This window comes from Chelativorans alearensis (assembly GCF_010993735.1).
Taxonomy (GTDB): domain Bacteria; phylum Pseudomonadota; class Alphaproteobacteria; order Rhizobiales; family Rhizobiaceae; genus Chelativorans; species Chelativorans alearense.
In genome coordinates this window covers 122,328-143,473 of the sequence record NZ_WQNI01000009.1, presented here as the reverse complement: position 1 = coordinate 143,473, position 21,146 = coordinate 122,328, and the positions used below count along the sequence as shown (strand labels likewise).

Genomic DNA, 21,146 nt, shown 5'->3' with positions numbered 1-21,146 from the left:
AAATGACTGAAGTCTCAGCGCGCGAAAGAGAAACGGCGGCGGAAGGCGCGGTCGTCTCCATCGGCAGCCATCTGAAGAACCATCTGCGCGACTACGGCATGCTGCTGGCGCTGGTGGTCATCATGGCCTTCTTCCAGGTGGTGACCGACGGCACGCTGATGCGGCCGGTGAACCTCACCAACCTGATCCTGCAGAACAGCTACATCGTCATCATGGCGCTGGGCATGCTGCTGGTCATCGTCGCCGGGCATATCGACCTGTCGGTCGGCTCGGTCGTCGGCTTCGTTGGCGCGGTGGCGGCGGTGTTGCTCGTCCAGTACCAGTTGCCGACGCTGGTGGTCATCCCGGCCTGCCTCATCCTCGGCATCCTGATCGGCGCCGCGCAAGGGTACTGGATCGCCTATTGGCGCATCCCTTCCTTCATCGTCACGCTGGCCGGTATGCTCGTCTTTCGCGGGCTCACCCTGTGGGTTTTGCAGGGCCAGTCGGTCGGCCCGTTCCCGCGCGGCTTCCAGCTCTTGAGCACCGGTTTCATCCCCGACGCCTTCGGTATCGGCCGGCCCAACGTGACGGCCATTCTCTTGGGGGCGGCGACCGCGGCCATCCTCGTCTACATGGCCATGCGCAACCGCCGGCGGCACATGAAATACGGCATCGAGGACGAGCCCTTCAGCTTCTTTCTCGCCAAGAACGGCCTGATCGCCGCGGCAATCGTCTTCCTGTCCTACATGCTGGCGACCTATCGGGGCTTCCCCAACGTGCTCATCACCATGGCGGTGCTGACGGCGGCCTATACGTTCCTCACCAACTCGACCACGGTCGGCCGCAGGATCTACGCGCTGGGCGGAAACGAGAAGGCGGCCAAGCTCTCGGGCATCCCGACCGAGCGGCTCACCTTCCTCACCTTCGCCAATATGGGGATGCTGGCGGCGCTTGCCGGCCTCATCTTCGCAGCCCGGCTGAACACGGCAACGCCGAAGGCGGGCGTCGCCTTCGAGCTCGACGTGATCGCCGCCGTCTTCATCGGCGGGGCGTCGATGTCCGGGGGCGTCGGAAAGATCGTCGGAGCCGTCGTCGGCGCCTTCATCATGGGCGTGATGAACAACGGCATGTCCATTCTCGGCATCGGCATCGACTATCAGCAGGTCATCAAGGGCCTGGTGCTGCTGGCGGCGGTGATCTTCGACGTCTACAACAAGAACAAATCGACCTGACGAGGCAAAACCATGCACCTTTCGCAACTGAAGAAGGGCGGCGTCGTCTGCCGCCGGGGAGAGGACGCGCGGCTGGTGGGCGGTGCAGCGAGCACCTACGGCCTCGCGCAGGAGGCGATCGAGGCCGGGCAGAACCTTGCAGCGGTTATCGAGCGGCACGGGCTCGGCGAGGCGGTGGACCTCGAAAAACTGGCCGCTGAAGGCGCGCTCGACGTGCCCGTCCGCCATCCCGACCCGGCACATATGTTCCTCACCGGCACCGGCCTTACCCATCTCGGCTCGGCGTCCGCCCGCGATGCCATGCACGCCGAGGCCGACACGGCGGGCATGACCGATTCCATGAAGATGTTCCGGATGGGCATCGAGGGCGGCAAGCCGGAGGAGGGCCGTGAAGGCGTGCAGCCCGAATGGTTTTACAAGGGCACCGGCGTCGGCGCGGTCGCGCCCGGCGACCCGCTCCTCTCGCCCGACTGCGCGCTCGACGGGGGTGAAGAGCCGGAGATCGCCGGCTTCTACCTGATCGGCAAGAACGGCAAGCCCTTCCGCATCGGCTTCTCGCTCGCCAACGAGTTCTCCGACCACGTGACCGAGCGCATCAACTATCTCTACCTCGCCCACTCCAAGCTCCGCCCCGCCTCCTTCGGCCCCGAACTCCTTACGGGCGACCTGCCGGGAGACATCCGCGGAATGTCCCGCATCCTGCGCGACGGAAAGGTGATCTGGGAGAAGGAGTTCCTGTCCGGCGAGGACAACATGTCCCACACGATCGCCAATCTGGAGCACCACCACTTCAAATACGGCCTCTTCTGCCAGCCGGGCGACCTGCACGTGCACATGTTCGGCACGGCAACGCTCTCCGTCGCGGATGGGATCAAGTGCGGGGAGGGGGATGTGTGGGAGATCTCGGCGCCCGACTTCGGCCTGCCGCTGAGGAACCCGCATGCGCGGGAAGGGAAGCGGGAGACGAAGGTGACGGCGCTTTGATGAGAGGGTCAAACAACCGCTTGTCTCACGCGCGCGTCATCCCGGAAGCCGGAGCGTAGCGGAGGCTGTCCGGGACCCATTCTCGCCTCGCTGAAGCTCCAGCGAAGCGGGCCGGAACATGGAAGAGGTAGGGAATGGATCCCGGCTCGCGGTCGCTTCGCTCCCTTGGCCGGGATGACGAAAACGAGGAAGTCCGGACCACCCGGGAAAGGAAGCGATAACACATGAGCGCATTCACCCCAAAGCCCTGGCCGCGCAAGTTGCGCTCGCAGGAGTGGTTCGGCGGCACCTCGCGCGACCACATTTATCACCGCTCCTGGATGAAGAACCAGGGCCTGCCGGCCGACCTCTTCGACGGCCGCCCGGTGATCGGCATCTGCAACACCTGGTCGCAGCTCACCCCCTGCAACGCGCATCTGCGCGACCTTGCCGAGCGGGTGAAGCACGGCATCTACGAGGCCGGCGGCCTGCCGCTGGAGTTTCCCGTCTTCTCCACCGGCGAGAGCGCGCTGCGGCCCTCGGCCATGATGTTCCGCAACCTCGCCGCCATGGACGTGGAGGAGGCCCTGCGCGGCAATCCTCTTGACGGCGTGGTGCTTCTGGCCGGCTGCGACAAGACCACGCCCGCCGTACTCATGGGGGCCGCCAGCGCCGATCTGCCGGCCATCGTCGTCTCCGGCGGGCCGATGCTCAACGGCTGGTTCCGCGGCGAGCGCGTCGGCTCCGGCACGGCGCTTTGGCAGATGTCGGAGGCCATCAAGGCCGGCACCATGAGCCATGACGACTTCCTGGAGGCCGAGCAGGCGATGAGCCGCTCGCCCGGCTCCTGCAACACCATGGGCACCGCCTCCACCATGGCCTCCATGGCCGAGGCGCTCGGCATGGCGCTTTCCGGCAATGCCGCCATTCCCGCCGTCGACAGCCGCCGCCGCGTGATGGCGCATCTTTCGGGCCGGCGCATCGTCGAGATGGTGAAGGACGAGCTGAAACCGTCGGACATCCTCACCCGCGAGGCCTTCGAAAACGCCATTCGCGTCAACGGTGCCATCGGCGGGTCGACCAACGCCGTCATCCACCTTCTGGCGCTGGCCGGCCGCGTCGGCGTCGACCTGACGCTGGACGATTGGGACAGGCTCGGCCGCGACATCCCCACCATCGTCAACCTGATGCCGTCGGGCAAATACCTGATGGAGGAGTTCTTCTATGCCGGCGGCCTGCCGGTGGTGATCAAGATGCTGGGGGAGGGCGGCAAGCTCAACCGTGACGCGCTCACCGTCTCCGGCGGCTCCATGTGGGACGAGGTGAAGGCTGTCCGGAACTGGAACGACGACGTCATCCGCCCGGTCGACCGGGCCCTGACGCAGCAGGGGGGCATCGCCGTCCTGCGCGGAAACCTGGCGCCGCGCGGTGCCGTGCTGAAACCCTCCGCCGCCTCGCCGCATCTCATGCAGCACCGGGGCCGCGCCGTCGTCTTCGAGGACATCGACGACTACAAGGCGAAGATCAACGATGAGGCGCTGGACGTCGACGAGACCTGCGTCCTCGTCCTCAAGAATTGCGGGCCCAAGGGCTATCCCGGTATGGCCGAGGTCGGCAACATGGGCCTGCCGCCCAAGGTTCTGAGGAAGGGCATCAGCGACATGGTGCGCATCTCCGACGCCCGCATGTCGGGCACGGCCTACGGCACGGTGGTGCTCCACACCTCGCCCGAAGCCGCCGCCGGCGGGCCGCTCGCGGTAGTGCGAGATGGCGACATGATCGAGCTCGACGTTGCCGGGCGCCGCTTGCACCTCGACATCTCCGAGGAAGAGCTGGAGCGGCGGCTGGCCGGCTGGAAGCCGGCGGTGGAGCGGCCGGAGAGCGGCTATGCGCAGCTCTTCCACGATCACGTGCAGGGCGCCGACACGGGCGCGGATTTTGATTTCCTCAAAGGGTGCCGGGGGCATCCGGTGGGTAGGGATTCGCATTGATAAAAACCGCGCGTCATCCCGGCCGAACGAAGTGAGGGCCGGGACCCATTCCGTAATATCGACATTCCGGAATGGGTCCCGGACAGCCTCCGCCCTGCGGGCTACGGCTTCCGGGATGACGGCTTAGGAGGTGAGCAAAGATGACAAACGTCGCCCCCACCAACATCGCCGTCGTCGGCGTCGGCAAGATCGCGCGCGATCAGCATCTGCCGTCCATCGCCCGCTCCTCCGCCTTCACGCTTGCCGCGGCCGTCAGCCGGCACGGGACGGTGGATGGCGTCGATAATTTTGCCGACCTCCACACGTTCCTCAAGGAGCGCCCGGATGTGCCGGCCGTCTCCCTCTGCGCCCCGCCCATGCCGCGTTACGATATGGCCGTGGCGGCGATCCGCGCTGGCCGCCACGTGCTTCTGGAAAAGCCGCCCGGCACGACGGTGGGCGAGGTCGAGGCGCTGGCCGAGCTGGCACGGCAGCATGGCGTCACCCTCTTCGCTACCTGGCATTCGCGCTTTGCGCCGGCCGTCGAGCCCGCCCGGCAATGGCTTTCCGGCAAGACGATCCGCCATGTCGAGATCGTCTGGAAGGAGGATGTGCGGCGCTGGCATCCGGGCCAGGCGTGGATCTGGGAGGCCGGCGGCTTCGGCGTTTTCGATCCGGGCATCAACGCGCTTTCCATCCTGACGGCGATCGTGCCGCCGGTCTTCGTCACCGGTGCCACGCTGGAGGTGCCGGAGAACCGCAAGATGCCGATCGGCGTCGACCTCTCCATGCGTAGCCTTGCGGGCTTCGATGTCGATGCCGTCTTCGACTGGCGCCAGGAGGGGCCGCAGACCTGGGAGATCAGGATCGACACCGATGCGGGGAGCCTGGTGCTGGCCGACGGCGGCAGCCGGATGTCGGTCGACGGCGAGGCCCGCCCGGATGGGCTGGAGGCCGAATATGACGGCATCTACGAGCGTTTTGCCAGCCTTCTGGAAGCGGGAGAGAGCGATGTCGACATCGCGCCCCTGAAGCTCGTCGCGGATGCATTTCTTGTCGGCCGACAGGTCGACGTCGCGCCCTTTCATGAATAGATAGGGGCTCTCGCCAGAACTTTTCTCAAAGCAAGGAACGGGACATGCCGCAGAACTTCGAGCCACACGGAAAACATCTGATCGCCGGCGAGTGGATCGGAGGCGAAAGGACCTTTTCCTCCGATCCCGCCACAGGGCCGTCCCACCAGTTCTCCGTCGGCACGACGGCGGAAGTGGACCGCGCGGCGAAAGCCGCGGAAGAGGCCTTCTGGACCTACGGCTATTCGAGCCGCGCTGAGCGCGCCGCCTTCCTGAACGCCATCGCCGACGAGATCGAGGCGCGGGCCGAGACGATCGCCGTGATCGCCAGCCAGGAGACCGGCCTGCCCGAGGCGCGCATCAACACCGAGCGAGGCCGTACCACCGGCCAGCTTCGCCTCTTCGCCAAGCACATCGAGAAGGGCGACTACCTCGACCGCCGCCATGACGCGGCGAACCCCGAGCGCCAACCCATGCCCAAGCCGGACCTGAAGCTGATGCAGCTTCCCGTGGGCCCGGTGGGCGTGTTCGGCGCCTCCAACTTCCCGCTCGCCTTCTCCACCGCCGGCGGCGACACGGCCTCGGCCCTTGCGGCTGGTTGCCCGGTCGTCGTCAAAGGGCACCAAGCTCATCCGGGTACCGGTGAAGTGGTGGCCGAGGCGATCCACGCGGCGATCAGGAAGACCGGCCAGCATCCGGGCGTCTTCTCGCTTATCCAGAGCAATGTCCGCGAGGCGGGCGAGGCGCTGGTCACCCATCCGCTGATCAAGGCCGTGGGCTTCACCGGCTCGGTTGGCGGCGGGCGTGCGCTCTTCAACCTGGCGGCGAGCCGGCCGGAGCCCATCCCCTTCTATGGCGAGCTTGGCTCGGTCAACCCTGTCTTCCTCCTGCCGGCGGCGCTTTCCGCGCGCGGCGCCAAGATCGGCGAAGGCTGGGCCGGATCGCTCACCATGGGCGTCGGCCAGTTCTGCACCAACCCAGGCGTGGCGATCGCGCTCGACGGGAGCGCGGTGGATACGTTCCTCGACGCAGCGCAAGCCGTGCTCGAGAAGGTGGCGGAACAGCCGATGCTGACGGTAGGCATCGCCGACGCCTATCGCAAAGGCCGCGACCGCGTTTCCGGCCTCAATTGCGCGCGGGCGCGGATCGCCTCCAAGGCGGAAGGCCGCAACGCCGGGCCGGACCTGCTCGAGACCACGGGCGAGGAGTGGCTCGCCAATCCCGAGCTGCATCACGAGGTGTTCGGGCCGTTCGGTGTCGTCGTACGCGTGAAGGACGAGGATGAGATGCGCGAGATCGCCCGCGGCGTCGAAGGCCAGCTCACCTGCACGCTGCAGATGGACGACGCCGACACCGAACTTGCCGCCTCGCTGATGCCGATCCTGCAGCGCAAGGCCGGACGGCTGATCGCCAACGGCTTTCCGACCGGCGTCGAGGTGAGCGACGCGATGATGCATGGCGGGCCCTATCCGGCAAGCACCAACGCCTCCACCACCTCGGTGGGCACGCTCGCCATCCGACGCTTCCTGCGCCCGGTGGCCTATCAGGACATGCCGGCGGCACTGCTGCCGGCAGATTTCGCCGAGGCCTGAGCCGCCGTGGCCGATCGCCAAGCTTTCGCCGCCGCCATCGACTGGGGCACGACCAATATGCGGCTCTGGCTCCTAGACGGCGAGGGCGCGGTGTTGGCCGAGCGTTCGAGCGGCGAGGGCATGCGCGCCTCAATGCCGGACCGCTTCGAAAGCGTGATGGAGGCGCATCTGGCCGAGCTCGGCGCCGCCTCCGACCTGCCGGTGGTGGTGGCCGGCATGGCTGGCGCCCGCGGCGGCTGGCGCGAGGCGGCCTATCTGGAGACGCCGGCAAGGCTCGATGCGCTGCATCTCAACGCCGTCCGCGCCGACGGGGCGGCGCGCGACGTGCGCATCCTGCCCGGCGTCTGCCGGCGCCAAAGGGGCCGGGAAGATGTGATGCGCGGCGAGGAGACCCAGCTTGCCGGTGCCGTGGCCGGGGGCTGGCGCTCCGGCCTCTTCTGCCTGCCCGGCACCCATTCCAAATGGGCGAAGCTGGAGGAGGGGCGGCTTGAGGCCTTCACCACCTTCATGACGGGCGAGCTCTTCGCGCTTCTGAGCCAGCATTCCATCCTCCGCGACACGCTCGGCGAGGGGGAGACGGATGCCGCCTCTCCGGCGTTCGGCGACGCGGTGGACGAAATGCTCGCCGAGGGCGCGGGGCTGACGGGAACGCTCTTTTCGATCCGCGCGGCCGGGCTTCTTGCCGGCGAGGCCGCCCCCGACGCGAAAGCTCGCCTGTCCGGCCTTTTGATCGGCGCGGAGATCGCCGCCGCCCGCCGGATGCTCGATGATCAAGCGACGGTCACACTTATCGCCGGAGGCGCGCAGGGACGAGCCTATGAGGCCGCGCTTGCCGCCGCCGGCATCGCTTCCCGCACGCTGGACGGCCAGATCCTCGTGCGCCAGGGCCTGTTTAAGGCCGCAACGGCGCTCTGGCCGGAAAGGAAGGCCGCATGAGCCGCGTTGTTTGGCCGAAGCTTCGCCGCGATCTCGTCGCCATCCTGCGCGGGCTCGCGCCCGAGGAGGCGCCGGCTATCGTCGAGGCGCTGCTGGAGGCGGGCTTCGAGGCGGTCGAAGTGCCGCTCAATTCTCCGGAGCCCTTCCGCTCCATCGAACTGGCCCGCCGCCTGGCGCCGGAGGGCGTTCTGGTCGGCGCCGGGACGGTGCTGACGGTGGAGGATGTCGACCGCCTGCACGATGCCGGCGGAAACCTGCTCGTCAGCCCCAATGTCGAACCCGCCGTCATTGCCCGCGCGATGCAGCACGGCATGGCGACCATGCCCGGCGTCTTCTCGCCCACGGAGGCGCTTGCGGCCGTCTCAGCGGGCGCCTCGGCGCTCAAGTTCTTCCCCGCCTCGGTGCTCGGCGCGGCCGGTATCAAGGCCGTCATGGCGGTGCTGCCGAAAGACGTGCCGGTGGGCGCGGTCGGCGGTGTGTTGGAACGCGACTTCGCCGCGTATGCGGCGGTCGGCGTGCGCACGTTCGGCCTCGGCTCCAGCCTCTACCGGCCGGGGGCGGGCGCGGCTGAAGTGGCGGAGAAAGCGCGCGCGGCGGTGGCGGCCTACGACGCCGTGTTTGGCGGGTAGCTTTTCCCTTTGCAGATGGATGAAGTCTAGTTCGGCTTCGCCGGACCCTCACCCTAACCCCTCCCCACAAGGGGGAGGGGGATCGTGGCGCGCTCGACCTGCCTCCCTCCCCTTGTGGGGAGGGATTGAGGGTGGGTCGGCGGAGCCAAACAAATATCCTGAATGCCCATTGCCCTGCCTACGAGAGACAGCGCTTCGCCGCATGACAGCCAGGGATTGACGCTGCTCTCTTTTTGCGGCACACTTCTAAAACGTTTTAGAAATCGCACACGCCAAATCTAAAACGTTTTGGCCGGGATAAGGCCGCATCAGGGAGGAGCCGTTTGCGCCGGAGGAGCACCCTCAAGGAAGTCGCCGCTGCGCTGGACTTATCGGTCGCGACCGTTTCGCGGGCGCTTGGCGGCTATGAGGACATTGCCGCCGAGACGCGCCGGCGCGTGGCCGAGAAGGCGCGCGAACTCGGCTATGTGCCGAACATGGCCGGCCGCATGCTGGTTTCCGGCAGGAGTGGCTTTGTCGGGCTGGTGCTGCCCGTCCGCGGGCCGGACTTCGTCGATTCCTTCCTCGGCGAGTTTGTGACGGGGCTCGGCGAGGGGCTGGTGGCCAAGGGCGTGGACCTGATGATCGCCACTGCCTCTGCCGGCCAGTCGGAACTCGACGTACTCAAGCACCTCGTCCAGTCGGGCCGTGCCGACGGTGTGGTGCTGACGCGCATCGCCGAGGACGACGAGCGCGTGAAGTTCCTTATCGAACGCCGTTTTCCCTTCGTCGCCCACGGGCGGATCGCCGATGACGGCGCGTCATACAGCTGGCTCGATACGGACGGCAGGCAAGCCTTTCGCACCGCTCTCAGCCGGCTCTATGCCCTTGGCCATCGGCATGTGGGCCTTGTGAGCATCGAAGAGCGCATGAATTTCCGCCACGACCGCGAGGAAGGGCTGGAATCGGCCGCCGCCGAGGCGGGCGATCCGGCGGTGAGGCTTTCGATCGTCCGCGCCCCACGCTTCGACGAGGCTGCCCACCGCGCCCAGATCCGCGGGATGCTGTCGGCAGAGGATCGCCCAACGGCGATCATCGGCCTGATCGACGAACTGGCGCTAATGGTCATGCGCGAAGCCGAAGCGATGGGGCTCGCCATCCCGCGGGACCTTTCGGTGATCGGCTTCGACAACGTGCCAGCGGCGGCCTTCGCGACGCCAGGGCTCACCACCTTCGACCAGGCCACGCACGAGCGTGCGCGGGAGAGCGCGGAAATGCTGATCCGCCTCATAGAAGGCGAGGAAAAGGGGCCGCTTTCGAGCCTCAAGGTGCCGCGTTTCATCGAGCGCGGCAGCCACGGCCCGGCGCCGCGGCACGCCCGCCCGCGCATCAGGCAAATCTAGAAAGGGAGAGAGAAAATGACGAAAACGCGAACGACAACGCTGGCAGCCGCGCTGCTCGCCGCCGGCACCTTTGCCGGTACGGGAGGGAGTGCCCAGGCCGACATCCTGTTCTGGTCCACCCAGGCCAAGCCCGTGGAAGAGACCCAGGCCATGCGCGAAGAGGTCCTTTCCGGTTTCGACGAGCCGGTCGATTACCAGGCGAGCGACGGCGGGCCCTGGCTCACGCGCATCCAGGCCGAGCTCGAGGCCGGTTCCGGCACCATCGGCGTGCTCGGCGGGCTGCACGGCGATTTCACCACGCTGACCGACAACCTGGTGGACCTCTCGGACATGGATCTGGGCGGCGTCACGGTGAACGAGACCTTCCAGCAGCTCGGCATGCTGGGCACGGACGAGCAGAAATACCTGCCATGGATGCAGGCAAGCTATGTCATGGCCGCCAACAAGAAGGCGCTCGAGTACCTGCCGGAAGGCGCCGACATCAACGCGCTCACCTATGACGAGCTCATCGCATGGACGAAGACGCTGGCCGAGGAGACCGGCGGGCCCAAATTCGGCTTCCCTGCTGGCCCCAAGGGGCTGAAGCACCGCTTCTTCCAGGGGTATCTCTACCCCTCCTACACCAACTCCATGGTGACGAAGTTCCGCTCGCCCGAAGCCGAGGAAGCCTGGAACAAGTTCAAGGAGTTGTGGCAGTACACAAACCCCGCCTCCACCGGCTTCGCCTTCATGCAGGAGCAGCTCCTGACGGAGGACGTGTGGGTGGCCTTCGACCATACGGCGCGGCTGGCCGACGCCTTCAACCAGCGGCCAGACGACTTCGTCGCCTTCCCCGCGCCTGCGGGGCCGACGGGCCGCGGCTTCATGCCGGTGGTGGCGGGTGTGGCCATCCCCGAAACGGCGCCCGACATGGAAGCCGCCAAGGCATTGGCCACCTACATGCTGAAGCCGGAGACCCAGATCGCCACGCTGAAGGCGACTAACTTCTTTCCCGTGGTCGAGGTGGACTTGCCGGACGACATGCCGGCGGCGGTGAAGATCTCGGGCGCGGCGATTGCCGCGATGTCGGGTGCGGAGGACGCCAATCCGGGCCTGCTTCCCATGGGGCTCGGCGACAACGACGGCAAGTTCAACCAGGTCTATATCGATACGTTCGAGCGTATCGTGCTGGCCGGACAGGACGTGCGCGCGGTGCTCGACGAGCAGGCCGAGACGCTGCGCTCGATCATGGAAGAGTCGGGCGCGCCCTGCTGGGCACCGGACGAGCCCTCCGAGGGCGCTTGCCCGGTTGAGTGACGGATGAAGGCGCCTCCGCCCGGCAAGGTTGGGTGGAGGCATTCGGGATCGGTGGATGAAACTGACGGTCGGATCAAATCACGCGCGTCATCCCGGAAAGATCGAGCGAAGCGAGGGCTTGTCCGGGATGACGCGCGTGGGTTGACTGACCCAAATTGGGCTTGCGCGGGAAATCGCAAGAGAGAGGGCCGGCATTCGCATGCTGGCGGCCCGACCAGAGGAACGGAAAGATGCAACAGCGCACACTTCCCTATCTGCTGCTTCTGCCGGCAACGCTCTTCTTGTGCGTGTTCTTCATCTATCCCTTCCTGCTGGTCGCCTGGCAGGCGGTCTCGCAGGACGGCGCGCTGACGCTTGAGCACTTCCGCACCATGGCCGGGCACTGGAAGTTCTCCACCGCCTTCTGGAACACCATGCTTCTGGCGCTGGCGGTGGTGCCGGTGCAGCTCGCGCTGGCGCTCTTCATGGCGGCGCTGGTGACGCGCATGGGGGCCGGCCGCGACGTCATCCTCTATATCTGGACCATCCCGCTCGGCATCTCGGATCTCGCCGCCGGCATCATCTGGCTCGCCATCTTCGAGCAGACGGGCTTTCTGAACAGCATCCTGTCGAGCCTCGGCGTCATCGACCAGCCTGTCACCTGGCTCGGCTACCAGGACAAGGCAACCATCTTCCTGGCCGTCGTGCTGGCCGAACTGTGGCGCGCCACGGCTATCGTGCTGGTCATCCTGGTGGCCGGCATGGGGCTCATCCCCAAGGAATACTACGAGGCGGCCGAGGTCTTCGGCGCCGGGCCGTGGAAGCGCTTCGTGCGCATCACGCTTCCGCTGCTCAGGCCCAGCATCCAGACCGCGCTCATCCTGCGCACCATCCTCGCCTTCGAGGTGTTCGCGGTGGTGGCGGCCCTTGGCGGCACCAACCTGCCGGTCTTGATGGGCGAGACCTATCAATGGCAGTTCGCCCTGCAGGACAGGCACGTGGCCGCAGCCTATGCGCTGGTGATCCTGGCCATCTCCATCGCCTTTACCCTGGTCTTCCTGCGCACGCTGCGCGTACCGAAGGAGGCGCAGGTATGACCGCCGTCACCGCCACCGAAACCGTTGCCGCCACCGCCGATATCCGCAAGCGCGGACGGCTGGTCTTCGCGGCGACGATCATCGTTCTGTGCGCCTGGGTGCTCGCCCCGATCTATCTGCTGGTGGTCAACGCACTGTCCTCGCCAGACCAGGTGAACGCCTTTCCGAAGAGCTTCGTGCCCGGCTTCGAGACCGACAGCATCGCCTTCTTCATGGGCTTTGCCGGCGTTGCCAAGGCGCTGTTCAACTCCATCCTCGTGGCCTGCATCACCATGGCGCTGTCGATCGGCCTCGGGGCGCCGGCGGGCTACGCGCTGTCGCGCTTCGAGTTCCGCGGCAAGGGCGTCTTCCGCATCATGGTCTTGATGACGCGCGCTTTCCCGTTGCCGTTGCTCGCCCTGCCGCTGGCGGTGCTGTTCATCCGCACCGGGCTCGACGACACGGCTCTTGGACTGGCGCTGGTGCACACGACGCTGGCGCTTCCCTTCGCCGTCCTCATCACCTTCTCGCTGTTCTCCGGCATTCCCGTGGAACTGGAGGAGGCGGCCTGGACGCTCGGCTGCACGCGCGTCCAGGCGTTCCGCAAGGTGGTGCTGCCGCTGGTGCTTCCAGGGATCGCCGCCTCGGCGGTTTTCGCCTTCGTCATTTCCTGGAACGAGGTGTTCGCGGCGGCGGTGCTGACAATCGAGAACCGGACGCTGACGGCGTTCCTCCTGCAAAACCTCGACGTTTCGCCGCTGCACCTCAAATTCGCCGGCGGTGCCGTGCTGGTGGTGCCGGCGCTGATCTTCATCTTCGCTGTGCGGAAATATCTCTTTGCGATGTGGGGCATCGCCAACCGATAAGGAGACAGGACCATGGCCGAAATCTCCATCAGGAACGTCGCCAAGCAATTCGGCGACTTCACGGCCCTTCACTCGGTGGACCTTACCGTGGCGGACCGGGAGTTCATGGTTCTCCTCGGGGCGTCCGGCTGCGGCAAGACCACGCTGCTGCGCATCATCGCCGGGCTCGAGACGCCCAGCCAAGGCGAAGTGTGGATCGGCGGAAGGCGTGTCGACCACCTGCCGCCGCGCCAGCGCGGCATCGCCATGGTGTTCCAGAACTACGCGGTCTTCCCGCATCTCACCGTGTTCGAGAACATCGCCTTCGGCCTTCGCATGCAAAAGCTGCCGCAGGCGGAAATCGACCGCCGCGTCACCCGCACGGCCGAGCTCATGCATATCGGGCAGCTCCTGAAGCGCTATTCCGGCCAGCTTTCCGGCGGTCAGCGCCAGCGCGTGGCCGTGGCGCGGGCACTCGCCATGGAGCCCGACGTCATCCTGATGGACGAGCCCTTGTCCAACCTCGACGCTCTCCTCAGGCTGGAGATGCGTGCCGAACTCAAGGGCGTGCTCGCCGAGAGCAAGACGACCACCATCTACGTCACCCACGACCAGGTGGAGGCGATGAGCCTTGCCGACCGCATCGCGGTCATGGACAAGGGCCTGATCGTCCAGGCCGAGCGCCCCATCGAGGTCTACAGGAACCCCGCCGCGCGCTTCGTCGGCTCCTTCATCGGCAACCCGCCGATGAACTTCCTCCCGGCCAGAAAAGCCGACAACGGCTCGTGGCGCGTGGCGGGGATCACCTTCAAGGGCCCGAAGGCCGAGCGCGAGGAGATCGCCTTCGCCATCCGCCCGGAGGACCTCTCCCACGCCGAGAGCGGGCTTCCGGCCGAGGTGCGCGTGGTCGAGCCGCTGGGGCCGCACGTGCTGGTGACGTGCGACGTGGAAGGCCATCTCTTCCGCGCCGTGCTCGAAAGCGACATCGTGCTTTCGCGCGGCGACATTGTGAAGCTGGCACCGACGCCCGACCGCATCCGCTGGTTCGACCCGGAGACGGAGCAGTCGCTGCAGGTGCATTAGCGAAGGAGTTGTAAGTAACGTGATGCTTGTTTTGAGACGCCACTCCCCTTCGCCCCTCTCTGTTCTGCCGGACACCTCCTTTACGAGGGGGAGGGGCGCCATCCTTCAAGATACCCGAATATCCCCAAAACAATCCGCGATCAAAAACCTCCCATGACACCCAACGAACATGCCCGCTTAGCGGGCCAAGCATCGCAGATCCTGCGTGAGAACGACCGCGGCGCCTATACGGTGCCGACGAAGGGGCTTTATCCCTTCCAGTGGAACTGGGACTCCTGCCTCACCGCCCTCGGGTTCGCCGCCTTCGACGAGGACCGCGCCTGGCGTGAGATGGAGACCCTGTTCGCCCATCAATGGCCGGACGGCATGGTGCCGCATATCGTCTTCCATCAGGAGGACGAGGGCTATTTCCCCGGCCCCGACGTCTGGCGGACGGGTCGACCGGTGCCCACCTCCGGCATCACCCAGCCAGCGGTGGCCGGCTTCACCGCGCGGCGCATCTACGAGCGGTCGAAGGACAAGGCGGCGAATGCGGCGCGCGTGCGCGCGCTGGTGGAGAAGATCGACCGCTGGCACGCGTTCCTGTGCACGGCGCGCGACCCGAAAGGCGAGGGACTGGTGGCGATCATCCACCCCTGGGAATCGGGCCGCGACAACGCCATCGACTGGGACGAGCCGTTCCAGCGCGTGCCGGGCGAGGGCATCGCCCCGTACCGGCGGCGCGACGTCGACCATGCCGACCCCGCCCACCGGCCGACCAAGGAGCAATACGACCGCTACCTCTGGCTGCTCGAGCATTTCCGCCGCCATGGCTGGAACAACGGGGTGCTGCACGACCTGTCGCCGTTCCGCGTGGTCGATCCGGGCTTCAACGCCATCCTTATCCGCTCCTGTGCCGACCTTGCGGCACTTGCGGAAGAACTGGGGGCGGCGGATATCGCCCGCGCCAACCGCGCGCGCGCCGAGAAGGGGCTTGCGGCGCTGGAGAGGCTGTGGAGCGAGAGGCACGGCCAGTATCTTTGTCTCGACCGGACGACGGACAGTCTCGTCGACAGTCCCTCCGTGGGCGGGCTGATCGCCGTTTTCGCCGCCATTCCCGAGGCCCGCGCCGGCGCTATCGGCGCGCGCATCATGGAGATCGCCAAGCGCTGCCGCTATGTCGTGCCGAGCCACGACCCAGCCGACCCGCGCTTCGACGCCAAGCGCTACTGGCGGGGGCCGGCGTGGCTCATCGTCAACTATCTGGTCTCCGACGGCCTGGCGGCCGCCGGCATGGACGCGGTGGCGGAAACGATCCGCGCCTCCAGCCTGCAACTGATCGAGAAGGGCGGCTTCGCCGAATACTACGATCCGTTGACGGGCGAGCCCTGCGGCGGCGGCCAGTTCACCTGGACGGCGGCGATGGTTCTGGAGTTCCTGAGGGGCGGCGAGGCGCGGGCGTTGGCACCGGTGTAGTTCCGTTCGTGCGGAAAAGGCGACGGGAGCGCGAAGGGACGCGGGCCTGCCGTTGGCTGCATAAATGCGGGGCTAGAACCCGAACAGCGCCGCTGGGCTCTCCACGAGCACCTTTCGGTGATGCTCCGCCGGCACCCAGCCGAGCACCGTGTCGAGCAGCGCGGCGTCGTCCGGATAGTCCTCCGTCCGCTTAACGAGGTTGTGCGGCCAGTTGGTGCCCCAGACGATGCGCTCGGGCGCGTAGGCCGCCATCTTTCGGGCGACGGCGGCGATGTCCTCGAAGTCCGGCGGGCCGGAGCGGGAGGATTCGTAGCAGCCGGCGAACTTGAACCAGCAATTGCCGCGGTCGACGAGGTGTTTCAGGGCATCGATCTCGGGCGACTGCGGTGTTACGCCGGAGAAGAACTTGCCATGGTGATCGATGATGTAGCGGCATTCGAGGCGTTCGAGCCTCGGCAGGTGCTCGAGGAGGTGCGTGCCGTCGAACTGTACGGCAAGGCACCAGCCGAAGGGCTTGGCCCGCTTGTCGACGGCCTCCAGGGCCTCAAGCCCGACGGCGCCGCCCGGCAGGTCCATGATGCGCGCCCCGCGCACGCCGGCCGCGTGCAGCGCTTTCATCTCGGCGTCCGACGTTTCGCCGGTGATGACGGCGACGCCGCGCGATATCGGGCCCATCTCCTTGAGGCAGGCGACGAGGCATGCGTTGTCCGCCTGGTGTGCGTTGCCCTGGGTGACGACGACGCGCTCGATACCGAGCCATTCCATCACCTTGCGGTAGTCGTCCGGGCCGGGAAGGCCCTCGGGCAGGTCCGGACCGCCGGGCAGCGCGGGGAAACCCCGCAGGTACATGTGCATCTGCGTGTCGGTGGCGCCCGCCGGCATCGGCGTCCTGGGCTTTTCGCCCGAATATTTGCGTTCGATCACCTCAGCCCTCTTTCAACGCGAATTCCTTGAGCGCGTCGCGCTCGATCTCGATGCCGAGGCCGGGGCCGTCGGGAATGCGCACGAGGCCGTTCTCATGCTCCAGCGGCGTCTTCACCACCGCCTGGCGGAACGGGTTTTCCGTACGGTCGAACTCCAGGATGGGCTCGATCGGTTCAGGCCGCGGCGGGTTTGGCGGCAGGGCGGCCATGAACTGCAGGCTGGCGGCGATCTGCACCGCCGTGCCCCAGACATGCGGCACCAGGCGTACGCCGTGGATGGCCGCGAGATCGGCGATGCGGCGCATCTCGGTAAAGCCGCCGGTGCCGCAGATGTCCGGCTGGACGATGTCGACGCAACGGCTTTCGATGGGCTCCAGCATGCCGTAGCGGCCATGCCAGGTCTCGCCGCCGGCGACGGGGATGGGCTGGCCGGCCCTGACGGCGCGGTAGGCGCCAAGCTGTTCGGGCAGCACCGGCTCCTCGAACCAGTCGATGCCGTACTGATCGGCCCGCTTGCCAAGCTGGACCGCCTCAAGGGCATCGTAGCCGTGATTGGCGTCGATCATCAGCCGCAGGTCCGGGCCGATGGCTTCGCGCACGGCCGCGATAACGTTAAGGTCCTCCTCGACGCCGAAACCGATCTTGATCTTGACGGCGTGGAAGCCTTCCTTGCGGTAGCCCGCCACTTCCGCGGCAACGCTTTCCACGCGGTCCACGCCCTCGGTGCGGAAGGAGCCGGTGGCGTAGGCGCGCACGCTTTCGCGGAAACGGGCGCCCAGAAGCACCGAGATGGGCACGCCGAAATGCTTGCCCTTGATATCCCAGAGTGCGATGTCGATGCCCGAAAGCGCGGTGACCGTGAGCCCGCGCTGACCCTGATCGCGCAGGAGGTTGTAGAGCTCCAGCCAGATCTTCTCCGTCTCCAGCGGGTCGCGGCCGATGAGCGCTGCCGTATAGGCCTTCACCACCGCGGCGTTGGGGAGGGCGGGGCCAAGGCACTCGCCCCAACCGATGGTGCCGTCGTCACAGACGATCTCGACGAGGCAGTGCTGGCGCCGGTCGAAGCGCATGGAGGCGCTTTCGAAGACGCGGTCGAGCCTGTGTTCGAGGATATGGGTATGGACCTGCGTTATCTTCATGACTTGTACGGCGCTACCAGGTTTTCGAGCATGGCCGCTTCCTCTTCCGTCAGGTCCGTGAGCGGCGGGCGCACGGGGCCCGCGTCGAAGCCGACAATACGCACGCCGGCCTTGATGGCGGAGACGGCGTAGCCGGGGGCGCGGTCACGGATCTTCATGAAAGGATAGAAGAATTCGTTGAGGATGCGTAGCGTGACGTCCTGCCGGCCGGCGCGGAGCGCCGCGTAGAACTCCTGTGCCAGCGCCGGCACGAAGTTGAAGACGGCCGACGAATAGGTGGAAAAGCCGGCGCCGAGATAGGCCTCGGCGAAAAGTTCGGCCGTCGGCATGCCGCCGAGATAGGTTAGCCGATCGCCCATCTTCGCCGTGATCTGCCGCACCAGGCCGATGTCGCCCGAGCCGTCCTTGAAGCCGACGAGGTTGGGGCACTCCTCGCAAAGCCGCGCCACCGCGTCGGGCTGGAGGATGGCGTTGTTGCGGTTATAGACGATGACGCCGATGGAAACCGCCTCGCAAACCGCCTTTACATGCCGGTAAAGGCCTTCCTGGCCGGCCTCGATCAGATACTGCGGCAGAAGCAGAATGCCGTCGGCGCCCGCCGCTTCGGCCGCCTTGGCGATCTCCACTGCCATGCGCGTGCCGTAGCCGCAGCCCGAAACGATGGGCGTGTCGCCCGCCGCCGCCTTTGCCGCCTCGACGACGGCCGGCATCTCATCGGGCGCCAGCGAGAAGAACTCGCCCGTGCCGCCGGCGGCGAAAAGCACGCTCGCCTTGAAGCCGGACAGCCAGGAAATGTGCTCCTGGTAGGGCCGCTTGTTGAAATTGCCGTTCGCGTCGAAGGCGGTGACGGGGAATGACAAAAGGCCGGCCCCGAGCGCCGACTTCAGTTGAAGGGGGTCCATGGTGTTAAGGCTTTCCTATGCTTGGGGGCTACGGCAGCGATCATAAGAGTTATCATATATGTGTCAATGTATGTATGACATGTCGTTGTGGGTAAGGAGAGGGTTGCCTGCCCTCTCTCATCCTCACACGCGCGCGCGTCATCCCGGAAGTCGGAGCGAAGCGGAGACTGTTTTCGGCTTTCCGGGATGACGCCAGGGGAATGACATCACCCCTCCGGCCTGAGCCGCGACCGGTAGCGCTGTTGGCTGCCGATCAGGTGGACGCGCACGGCCTTGCGTGCCGCCTCCTCGTCGCGCAGGGAGATCGCCTCGGCGATGCGCCGGTGCTCCTCCTGGATCTTCAGGAGATAGTCCTTCGGCGTCGCGGCGTCGGCGTCCGGCTGCAACATGGCACGGGGGATGGCGCTGATGCCCAGCAGTTCCAGAAACTCCCGGAAGCGCGGATTGTTGGTGGCGTCGGCAATCGCCAGGTGGAAGGCCATGTCGGCATCGCGCGTCGGCTTGCCCTCGGCGATCAGCGCATCGATGTCGTCGTAGCGCTCCATGATCGCCTCTTCCTGTGCCGGCGAGCGGCGGGCGGCGGCAAGGGCGGCCGCTTCCATCTCCACCGCCGCCCGCAGTTCCAGGATCTCGATGATGGAGGAAATCCGCGCCATGTCCGGTTGTGGAAAGGGCGAGCCGCCGGCCGGCCGGTTATTGCGCACGAACACGCCCGCGCCCTGCCGCGCCTCGACAAGGCTGTCGTAGCGCAGCGAGGCGATGGCCTCGCGCACGACCGTGCGGCTCACCTCGTAGTGCCGTGTCAGTTCGGCCTCGCTCGGCAGCTTGTCGCCGACGCTCAGTTCGCCCTCGACGATGCGCCGCCTGAGATCGTCGCCGACCATGCCGACGAGGTTGACGCGGCCCTCGCGCCGTTCCGTTCCGCGTGGATTCCTGGAAGCGCCACCCGCCATCTCGAACTCCTTCCCTGCCGGCGCCATGCCGGCTCATGATTGTGCCGGCGGCCCCTTCCGTGTCAATGCGCGCTGCATGCTTCGCTCTTGTTGACGCGGCTGCCAAATACATATTATAAAAATACAGGGATATATGACAACTATCGTACTTAGGGAGGAATAAAATGAATGCGATAACGACGATCCGCGCCGCGACCATGGCCGGCGCTGTTCTCATTGCGGGTGCCGGATCCGCGGCTGCGGCCGACTGGCGCGGCTGGAATATCCATCCGGAAGGCTATCCCAACACCGTCGCGATGAAGCAGTTCGCCGACGAGGTGACCGAGAAGACGGAAGGACGGATAAACGCGACCGTCTATGACAGCGCGGTGCTGGGCGACCAGCCCGATGCGATCGAGCAGACGCGCAACGGTGCGCTCGATTTCGGCAATTTCAACATGGGCCCGATGGGGCCGATCATCCCCGTCACCAACGTCGTTTCGCTGCCCTTCCTGTTCAAGGACGTTCAGCACATGTACCGCGTGATGGACGGCGAGATCGGAGCCCGGTTTTCCAAGGGCATGGAGGAGTACGGCCTGGTGTCGCTCGCCTGGTACGATTCAGGTTCGCGCAGCTTCTACAACGCCAAGCATCCTATCGCGAATCCAGAGGACGTGAAGGGGCTCAAGATCCGGGTGATGAACAACGATCTCTACGTGGGAATGGTCGGCGAGCTTGACGGCAACGCCACGCCCATGGCCTTCGGCGAAGTCTACCAGTCGCTGAAGACAGGGGTGATCGACGGGGCGGAGAACAATTATGCGTCTTTCGATTCGACCGGCCACTACGAAGTCGCGCGCTATTACTCCATCACCGACCATCTGATCATTCCTGAATGCGTCTGCATCGCCAAGTCGAGCTGGGACGAGTTGTCGCCGGAGGATCAGGAAATCGTCCGTCAGGCGGCGATCAGGTCCGCCGAGACGCAGCGCAAGCTGTTCACCGAGCAGGTCATGGCCAGCCGGAAGAAGGTCGAGGAAGCCGGCGTGACAGTCAACGAGGTCGAGGACAAGGCCGCTTTCCAGGAAGCGATGGAGCCGATCTACGCCACGTTCATCGAGGAGAACCCTGACCTCGAGCCACTGATCAAGGCGATCAAGGAAACCGAATAGGTTGAGAAACGCCGTCGGCGCCGTACAGGCGCCGACGTTCGGCGGCCAACGGAGACAGGCGATGCAGGACGATCAGGGCCAGCCCGGCCATGCGGCGGGCGAGGGGGATACGGTCGAGCGGTTTCTGGACGCGACTTCCGAATTCTGCCTCCGCGTGGCCGGCGTGCTTATGGTCGTTCTCATCGTGATCTTCGGCTGGCTGGTCTACGGCCGCTACATCCTCAACAATACACCCACCTGGGTCGAGCAGGCCGCGCTTCTGATCGTCGCCTATGTGACCTTTCTCGGGGCGGCGGTCGGCATCCGCCGCAACACGCATCTCAGCATCGACTTCGTGCGTGAAGCGATGCCGCGGCTGCCGCGCCGCGTGCTGGAGGTTATTTCCGATGTGGCGCTCATCGTCTTCGGCGCCTTCATGGCGTGGCAGGGATGGCATCTCGTCGCCACCAACCTCAATCGAAAGATACCGCTTCTGGGCCTCTCGGAAAGCTGGCGCGCCGCGCCGCTCGTCATCTGCGGCGTTCTGATGGTTCTCTTCGTCTCCTCCGGCCTCTACCGTCGCCTTCGCGCGTTGGGCCGCTAGCA

General features: G+C 66.3%; 19 protein-coding genes. 15 read left to right on the top strand and 4 right to left on the bottom strand.

The features are described 5' to 3' along the window. Nucleotides 1-2 precede the first annotated feature (2 nt). The 13 genes from mmsB to GPJ75_RS14770 all read left to right on the top strand — a co-directional run bounded on the left by mmsB (nucleotide 3) and on the right by GPJ75_RS14770 (nucleotide 15,493). Nucleotides 3-1,214, top strand: coding sequence for a multiple monosaccharide ABC transporter permease (gene mmsB, locus GPJ75_RS14830; protein ID WP_163269100.1), 1,212 nt, complete (start codon nucleotides 3-5; stop codon nucleotides 1,212-1,214). A gap of 12 nt (nucleotides 1,215-1,226) precedes the next feature. Then, nucleotides 1,227-2,198, top strand: a complete 972-nt coding sequence (gene araD1, locus GPJ75_RS14825) for an AraD1 family protein (RefSeq protein ID WP_163269099.1) — start codon at nucleotides 1,227-1,229, stop codon at nucleotides 2,196-2,198. A 224-nt stretch (nucleotides 2,199-2,422) separates the two neighbouring features. Further along, nucleotides 2,423-4,168, top strand: a complete 1,746-nt coding sequence (araD, locus tag GPJ75_RS14820) for an L-arabinonate dehydratase (RefSeq protein ID WP_163269098.1) — start codon at nucleotides 2,423-2,425, stop codon at nucleotides 4,166-4,168. A gap of 140 nt (nucleotides 4,169-4,308) precedes the next feature. Continuing rightward, on the top strand, nucleotides 4,309-5,241 hold the full coding sequence (locus tag GPJ75_RS14815) for a Gfo/Idh/MocA family protein (protein ID WP_163269097.1): 933 nt from the start codon (nucleotides 4,309-4,311) through the stop codon (nucleotides 5,239-5,241). Between the two features lie 44 nt (nucleotides 5,242-5,285). Then, entirely contained in the window at nucleotides 5,286-6,812 is a 1,527-nt protein-coding gene (locus tag GPJ75_RS14810) for an aldehyde dehydrogenase (NADP(+)) (RefSeq protein WP_163269096.1), read from the top strand. 6 nt (nucleotides 6,813-6,818) lie between these two features. Beyond that, entirely contained in the window at nucleotides 6,819-7,748 is a 930-nt protein-coding gene (locus tag GPJ75_RS14805) for a 2-dehydro-3-deoxygalactonokinase (protein WP_163269095.1), read from the top strand. Further along, entirely contained in the window at nucleotides 7,745-8,377 is a 633-nt protein-coding gene (locus tag GPJ75_RS14800; RefSeq protein ID WP_163269094.1) for a 2-dehydro-3-deoxy-6-phosphogalactonate aldolase, read from the top strand. Before GPJ75_RS14805 ends, GPJ75_RS14800 begins: the two co-directional genes overlap by 4 nt. A gap of 323 nt (nucleotides 8,378-8,700) precedes the next feature. Further along, nucleotides 8,701-9,759, top strand: coding sequence for a LacI family DNA-binding transcriptional regulator (locus GPJ75_RS14795; RefSeq protein ID WP_163269093.1), 1,059 nt, complete (start codon nucleotides 8,701-8,703; stop codon nucleotides 9,757-9,759). Between the two features lie 15 nt (nucleotides 9,760-9,774). Continuing rightward, entirely contained in the window at nucleotides 9,775-11,055 is a 1,281-nt protein-coding gene (locus GPJ75_RS14790) for an ABC transporter substrate-binding protein (protein ID WP_163269092.1), read from the top strand. A 230-nt stretch (nucleotides 11,056-11,285) separates the two neighbouring features. Then, on the top strand, nucleotides 11,286-12,131 hold the full coding sequence (locus tag GPJ75_RS14785) for a carbohydrate ABC transporter permease (protein WP_163269091.1): 846 nt from the start codon (nucleotides 11,286-11,288) through the stop codon (nucleotides 12,129-12,131). After that, nucleotides 12,128-12,976, top strand: coding sequence for a carbohydrate ABC transporter permease (locus tag GPJ75_RS14780; protein ID WP_163269090.1), 849 nt, complete (start codon nucleotides 12,128-12,130; stop codon nucleotides 12,974-12,976). The genes GPJ75_RS14785 and GPJ75_RS14780 overlap by 4 nt, the downstream gene beginning before the upstream one ends. A 12-nt stretch (nucleotides 12,977-12,988) precedes the next feature. Beyond that, entirely contained in the window at nucleotides 12,989-14,038 is a 1,050-nt protein-coding gene (locus tag GPJ75_RS14775) for an ABC transporter ATP-binding protein (RefSeq protein ID WP_163269089.1), read from the top strand. Between the two features lie 153 nt (nucleotides 14,039-14,191). Beyond that, nucleotides 14,192-15,493 (top strand): MGH1-like glycoside hydrolase domain-containing protein, encoded by a 1,302-nt coding sequence (locus tag GPJ75_RS14770; RefSeq protein WP_163269088.1) that lies wholly within the window; start codon nucleotides 14,192-14,194, stop codon nucleotides 15,491-15,493. 72 nt (nucleotides 15,494-15,565) lie between these two features. Here GPJ75_RS14770 and GPJ75_RS14765 read toward each other — a convergent pair whose 3' ends face one another. The 4 genes from GPJ75_RS14765 to GPJ75_RS14750 all read right to left on the bottom strand — a co-directional run bounded on the left by GPJ75_RS14765 (nucleotide 15,566) and on the right by GPJ75_RS14750 (nucleotide 19,437). Then, nucleotides 15,566-16,417, bottom strand: a complete 852-nt coding sequence (locus GPJ75_RS14765) for an amidohydrolase family protein (protein ID WP_163269087.1) — start codon at nucleotides 16,415-16,417, stop codon at nucleotides 15,566-15,568. 1 nt (nucleotide 16,418) lies between these two features. After that, nucleotides 16,419-17,555, bottom strand: coding sequence for a mandelate racemase/muconate lactonizing enzyme family protein (locus GPJ75_RS14760; protein ID WP_163269086.1), 1,137 nt, complete (start codon nucleotides 17,553-17,555; stop codon nucleotides 16,419-16,421). Then, entirely contained in the window at nucleotides 17,552-18,457 is a 906-nt protein-coding gene (kdgD, locus tag GPJ75_RS14755) for a 5-dehydro-4-deoxyglucarate dehydratase (RefSeq protein WP_163269085.1), read from the bottom strand. The genes GPJ75_RS14760 and kdgD overlap by 4 nt, the downstream gene beginning before the upstream one ends. A gap of 206 nt (nucleotides 18,458-18,663) precedes the next feature. Then, nucleotides 18,664-19,437: a FadR/GntR family transcriptional regulator gene (locus GPJ75_RS14750; RefSeq protein ID WP_246249069.1), complete on the bottom strand. Its 774-nt coding sequence runs from the start codon at nucleotides 19,435-19,437 to the stop codon at nucleotides 18,664-18,666. Nucleotides 19,438-19,574: 137 nt separating this feature from the next. Between GPJ75_RS14750 and GPJ75_RS14745 the strand changes: the two genes are divergently transcribed. Continuing rightward, nucleotides 19,575-20,561 (top strand): TRAP transporter substrate-binding protein, encoded by a 987-nt coding sequence (locus tag GPJ75_RS14745; protein WP_163269084.1) that lies wholly within the window; start codon nucleotides 19,575-19,577, stop codon nucleotides 20,559-20,561. Between the two features lies 1 nt (nucleotide 20,562). After that, nucleotides 20,563-21,144: a TRAP transporter small permease gene (locus GPJ75_RS14740; RefSeq protein ID WP_246249068.1), complete on the top strand. Its 582-nt coding sequence runs from the start codon at nucleotides 20,563-20,565 to the stop codon at nucleotides 21,142-21,144. The last annotated feature ends 2 nt before the right edge of the window (nucleotides 21,145-21,146 follow it).

Coding starts and splice junctions, on each gene's coding strand:
- mmsB (WP_163269100.1), top strand. CDS start 3: ATGACTGAAGTCTCAGCGCGCGAAAGAGAAACGGCGGCGGAAGGCGCG.
- araD1 (WP_163269099.1), top strand. CDS start 1,227: ATGCACCTTTCGCAACTGAAGAAGGGCGGCGTCGTCTGCCGCCGGGGA.
- araD (WP_163269098.1), top strand. CDS start 2,423: ATGAGCGCATTCACCCCAAAGCCCTGGCCGCGCAAGTTGCGCTCGCAG.
- GPJ75_RS14815 (WP_163269097.1), top strand. CDS start 4,309: ATGACAAACGTCGCCCCCACCAACATCGCCGTCGTCGGCGTCGGCAAG.
- GPJ75_RS14810 (WP_163269096.1), top strand. CDS start 5,286: ATGCCGCAGAACTTCGAGCCACACGGAAAACATCTGATCGCCGGCGAG.
- GPJ75_RS14800 (WP_163269094.1), top strand. CDS start 7,745: ATGAGCCGCGTTGTTTGGCCGAAGCTTCGCCGCGATCTCGTCGCCATC.
- GPJ75_RS14790 (WP_163269092.1), top strand. CDS start 9,775: ATGACGAAAACGCGAACGACAACGCTGGCAGCCGCGCTGCTCGCCGCC.
- GPJ75_RS14785 (WP_163269091.1), top strand. CDS start 11,286: ATGCAACAGCGCACACTTCCCTATCTGCTGCTTCTGCCGGCAACGCTC.
- GPJ75_RS14780 (WP_163269090.1), top strand. CDS start 12,128: ATGACCGCCGTCACCGCCACCGAAACCGTTGCCGCCACCGCCGATATC.
- GPJ75_RS14775 (WP_163269089.1), top strand. CDS start 12,989: ATGGCCGAAATCTCCATCAGGAACGTCGCCAAGCAATTCGGCGACTTC.
- GPJ75_RS14770 (WP_163269088.1), top strand. CDS start 14,192: ATGACACCCAACGAACATGCCCGCTTAGCGGGCCAAGCATCGCAGATC.
- GPJ75_RS14760 (WP_163269086.1), bottom strand. CDS start 17,555: ATGAAGATAACGCAGGTCCATACCCATATCCTCGAACACAGGCTCGAC.
- kdgD (WP_163269085.1), bottom strand. CDS start 18,457: ATGGACCCCCTTCAACTGAAGTCGGCGCTCGGGGCCGGCCTTTTGTCA.
- GPJ75_RS14750 (WP_246249069.1), bottom strand. CDS start 19,437: ATGGCGCCGGCAGGGAAGGAGTTCGAGATGGCGGGTGGCGCTTCCAGG.
- GPJ75_RS14745 (WP_163269084.1), top strand. CDS start 19,575: ATGAATGCGATAACGACGATCCGCGCCGCGACCATGGCCGGCGCTGTT.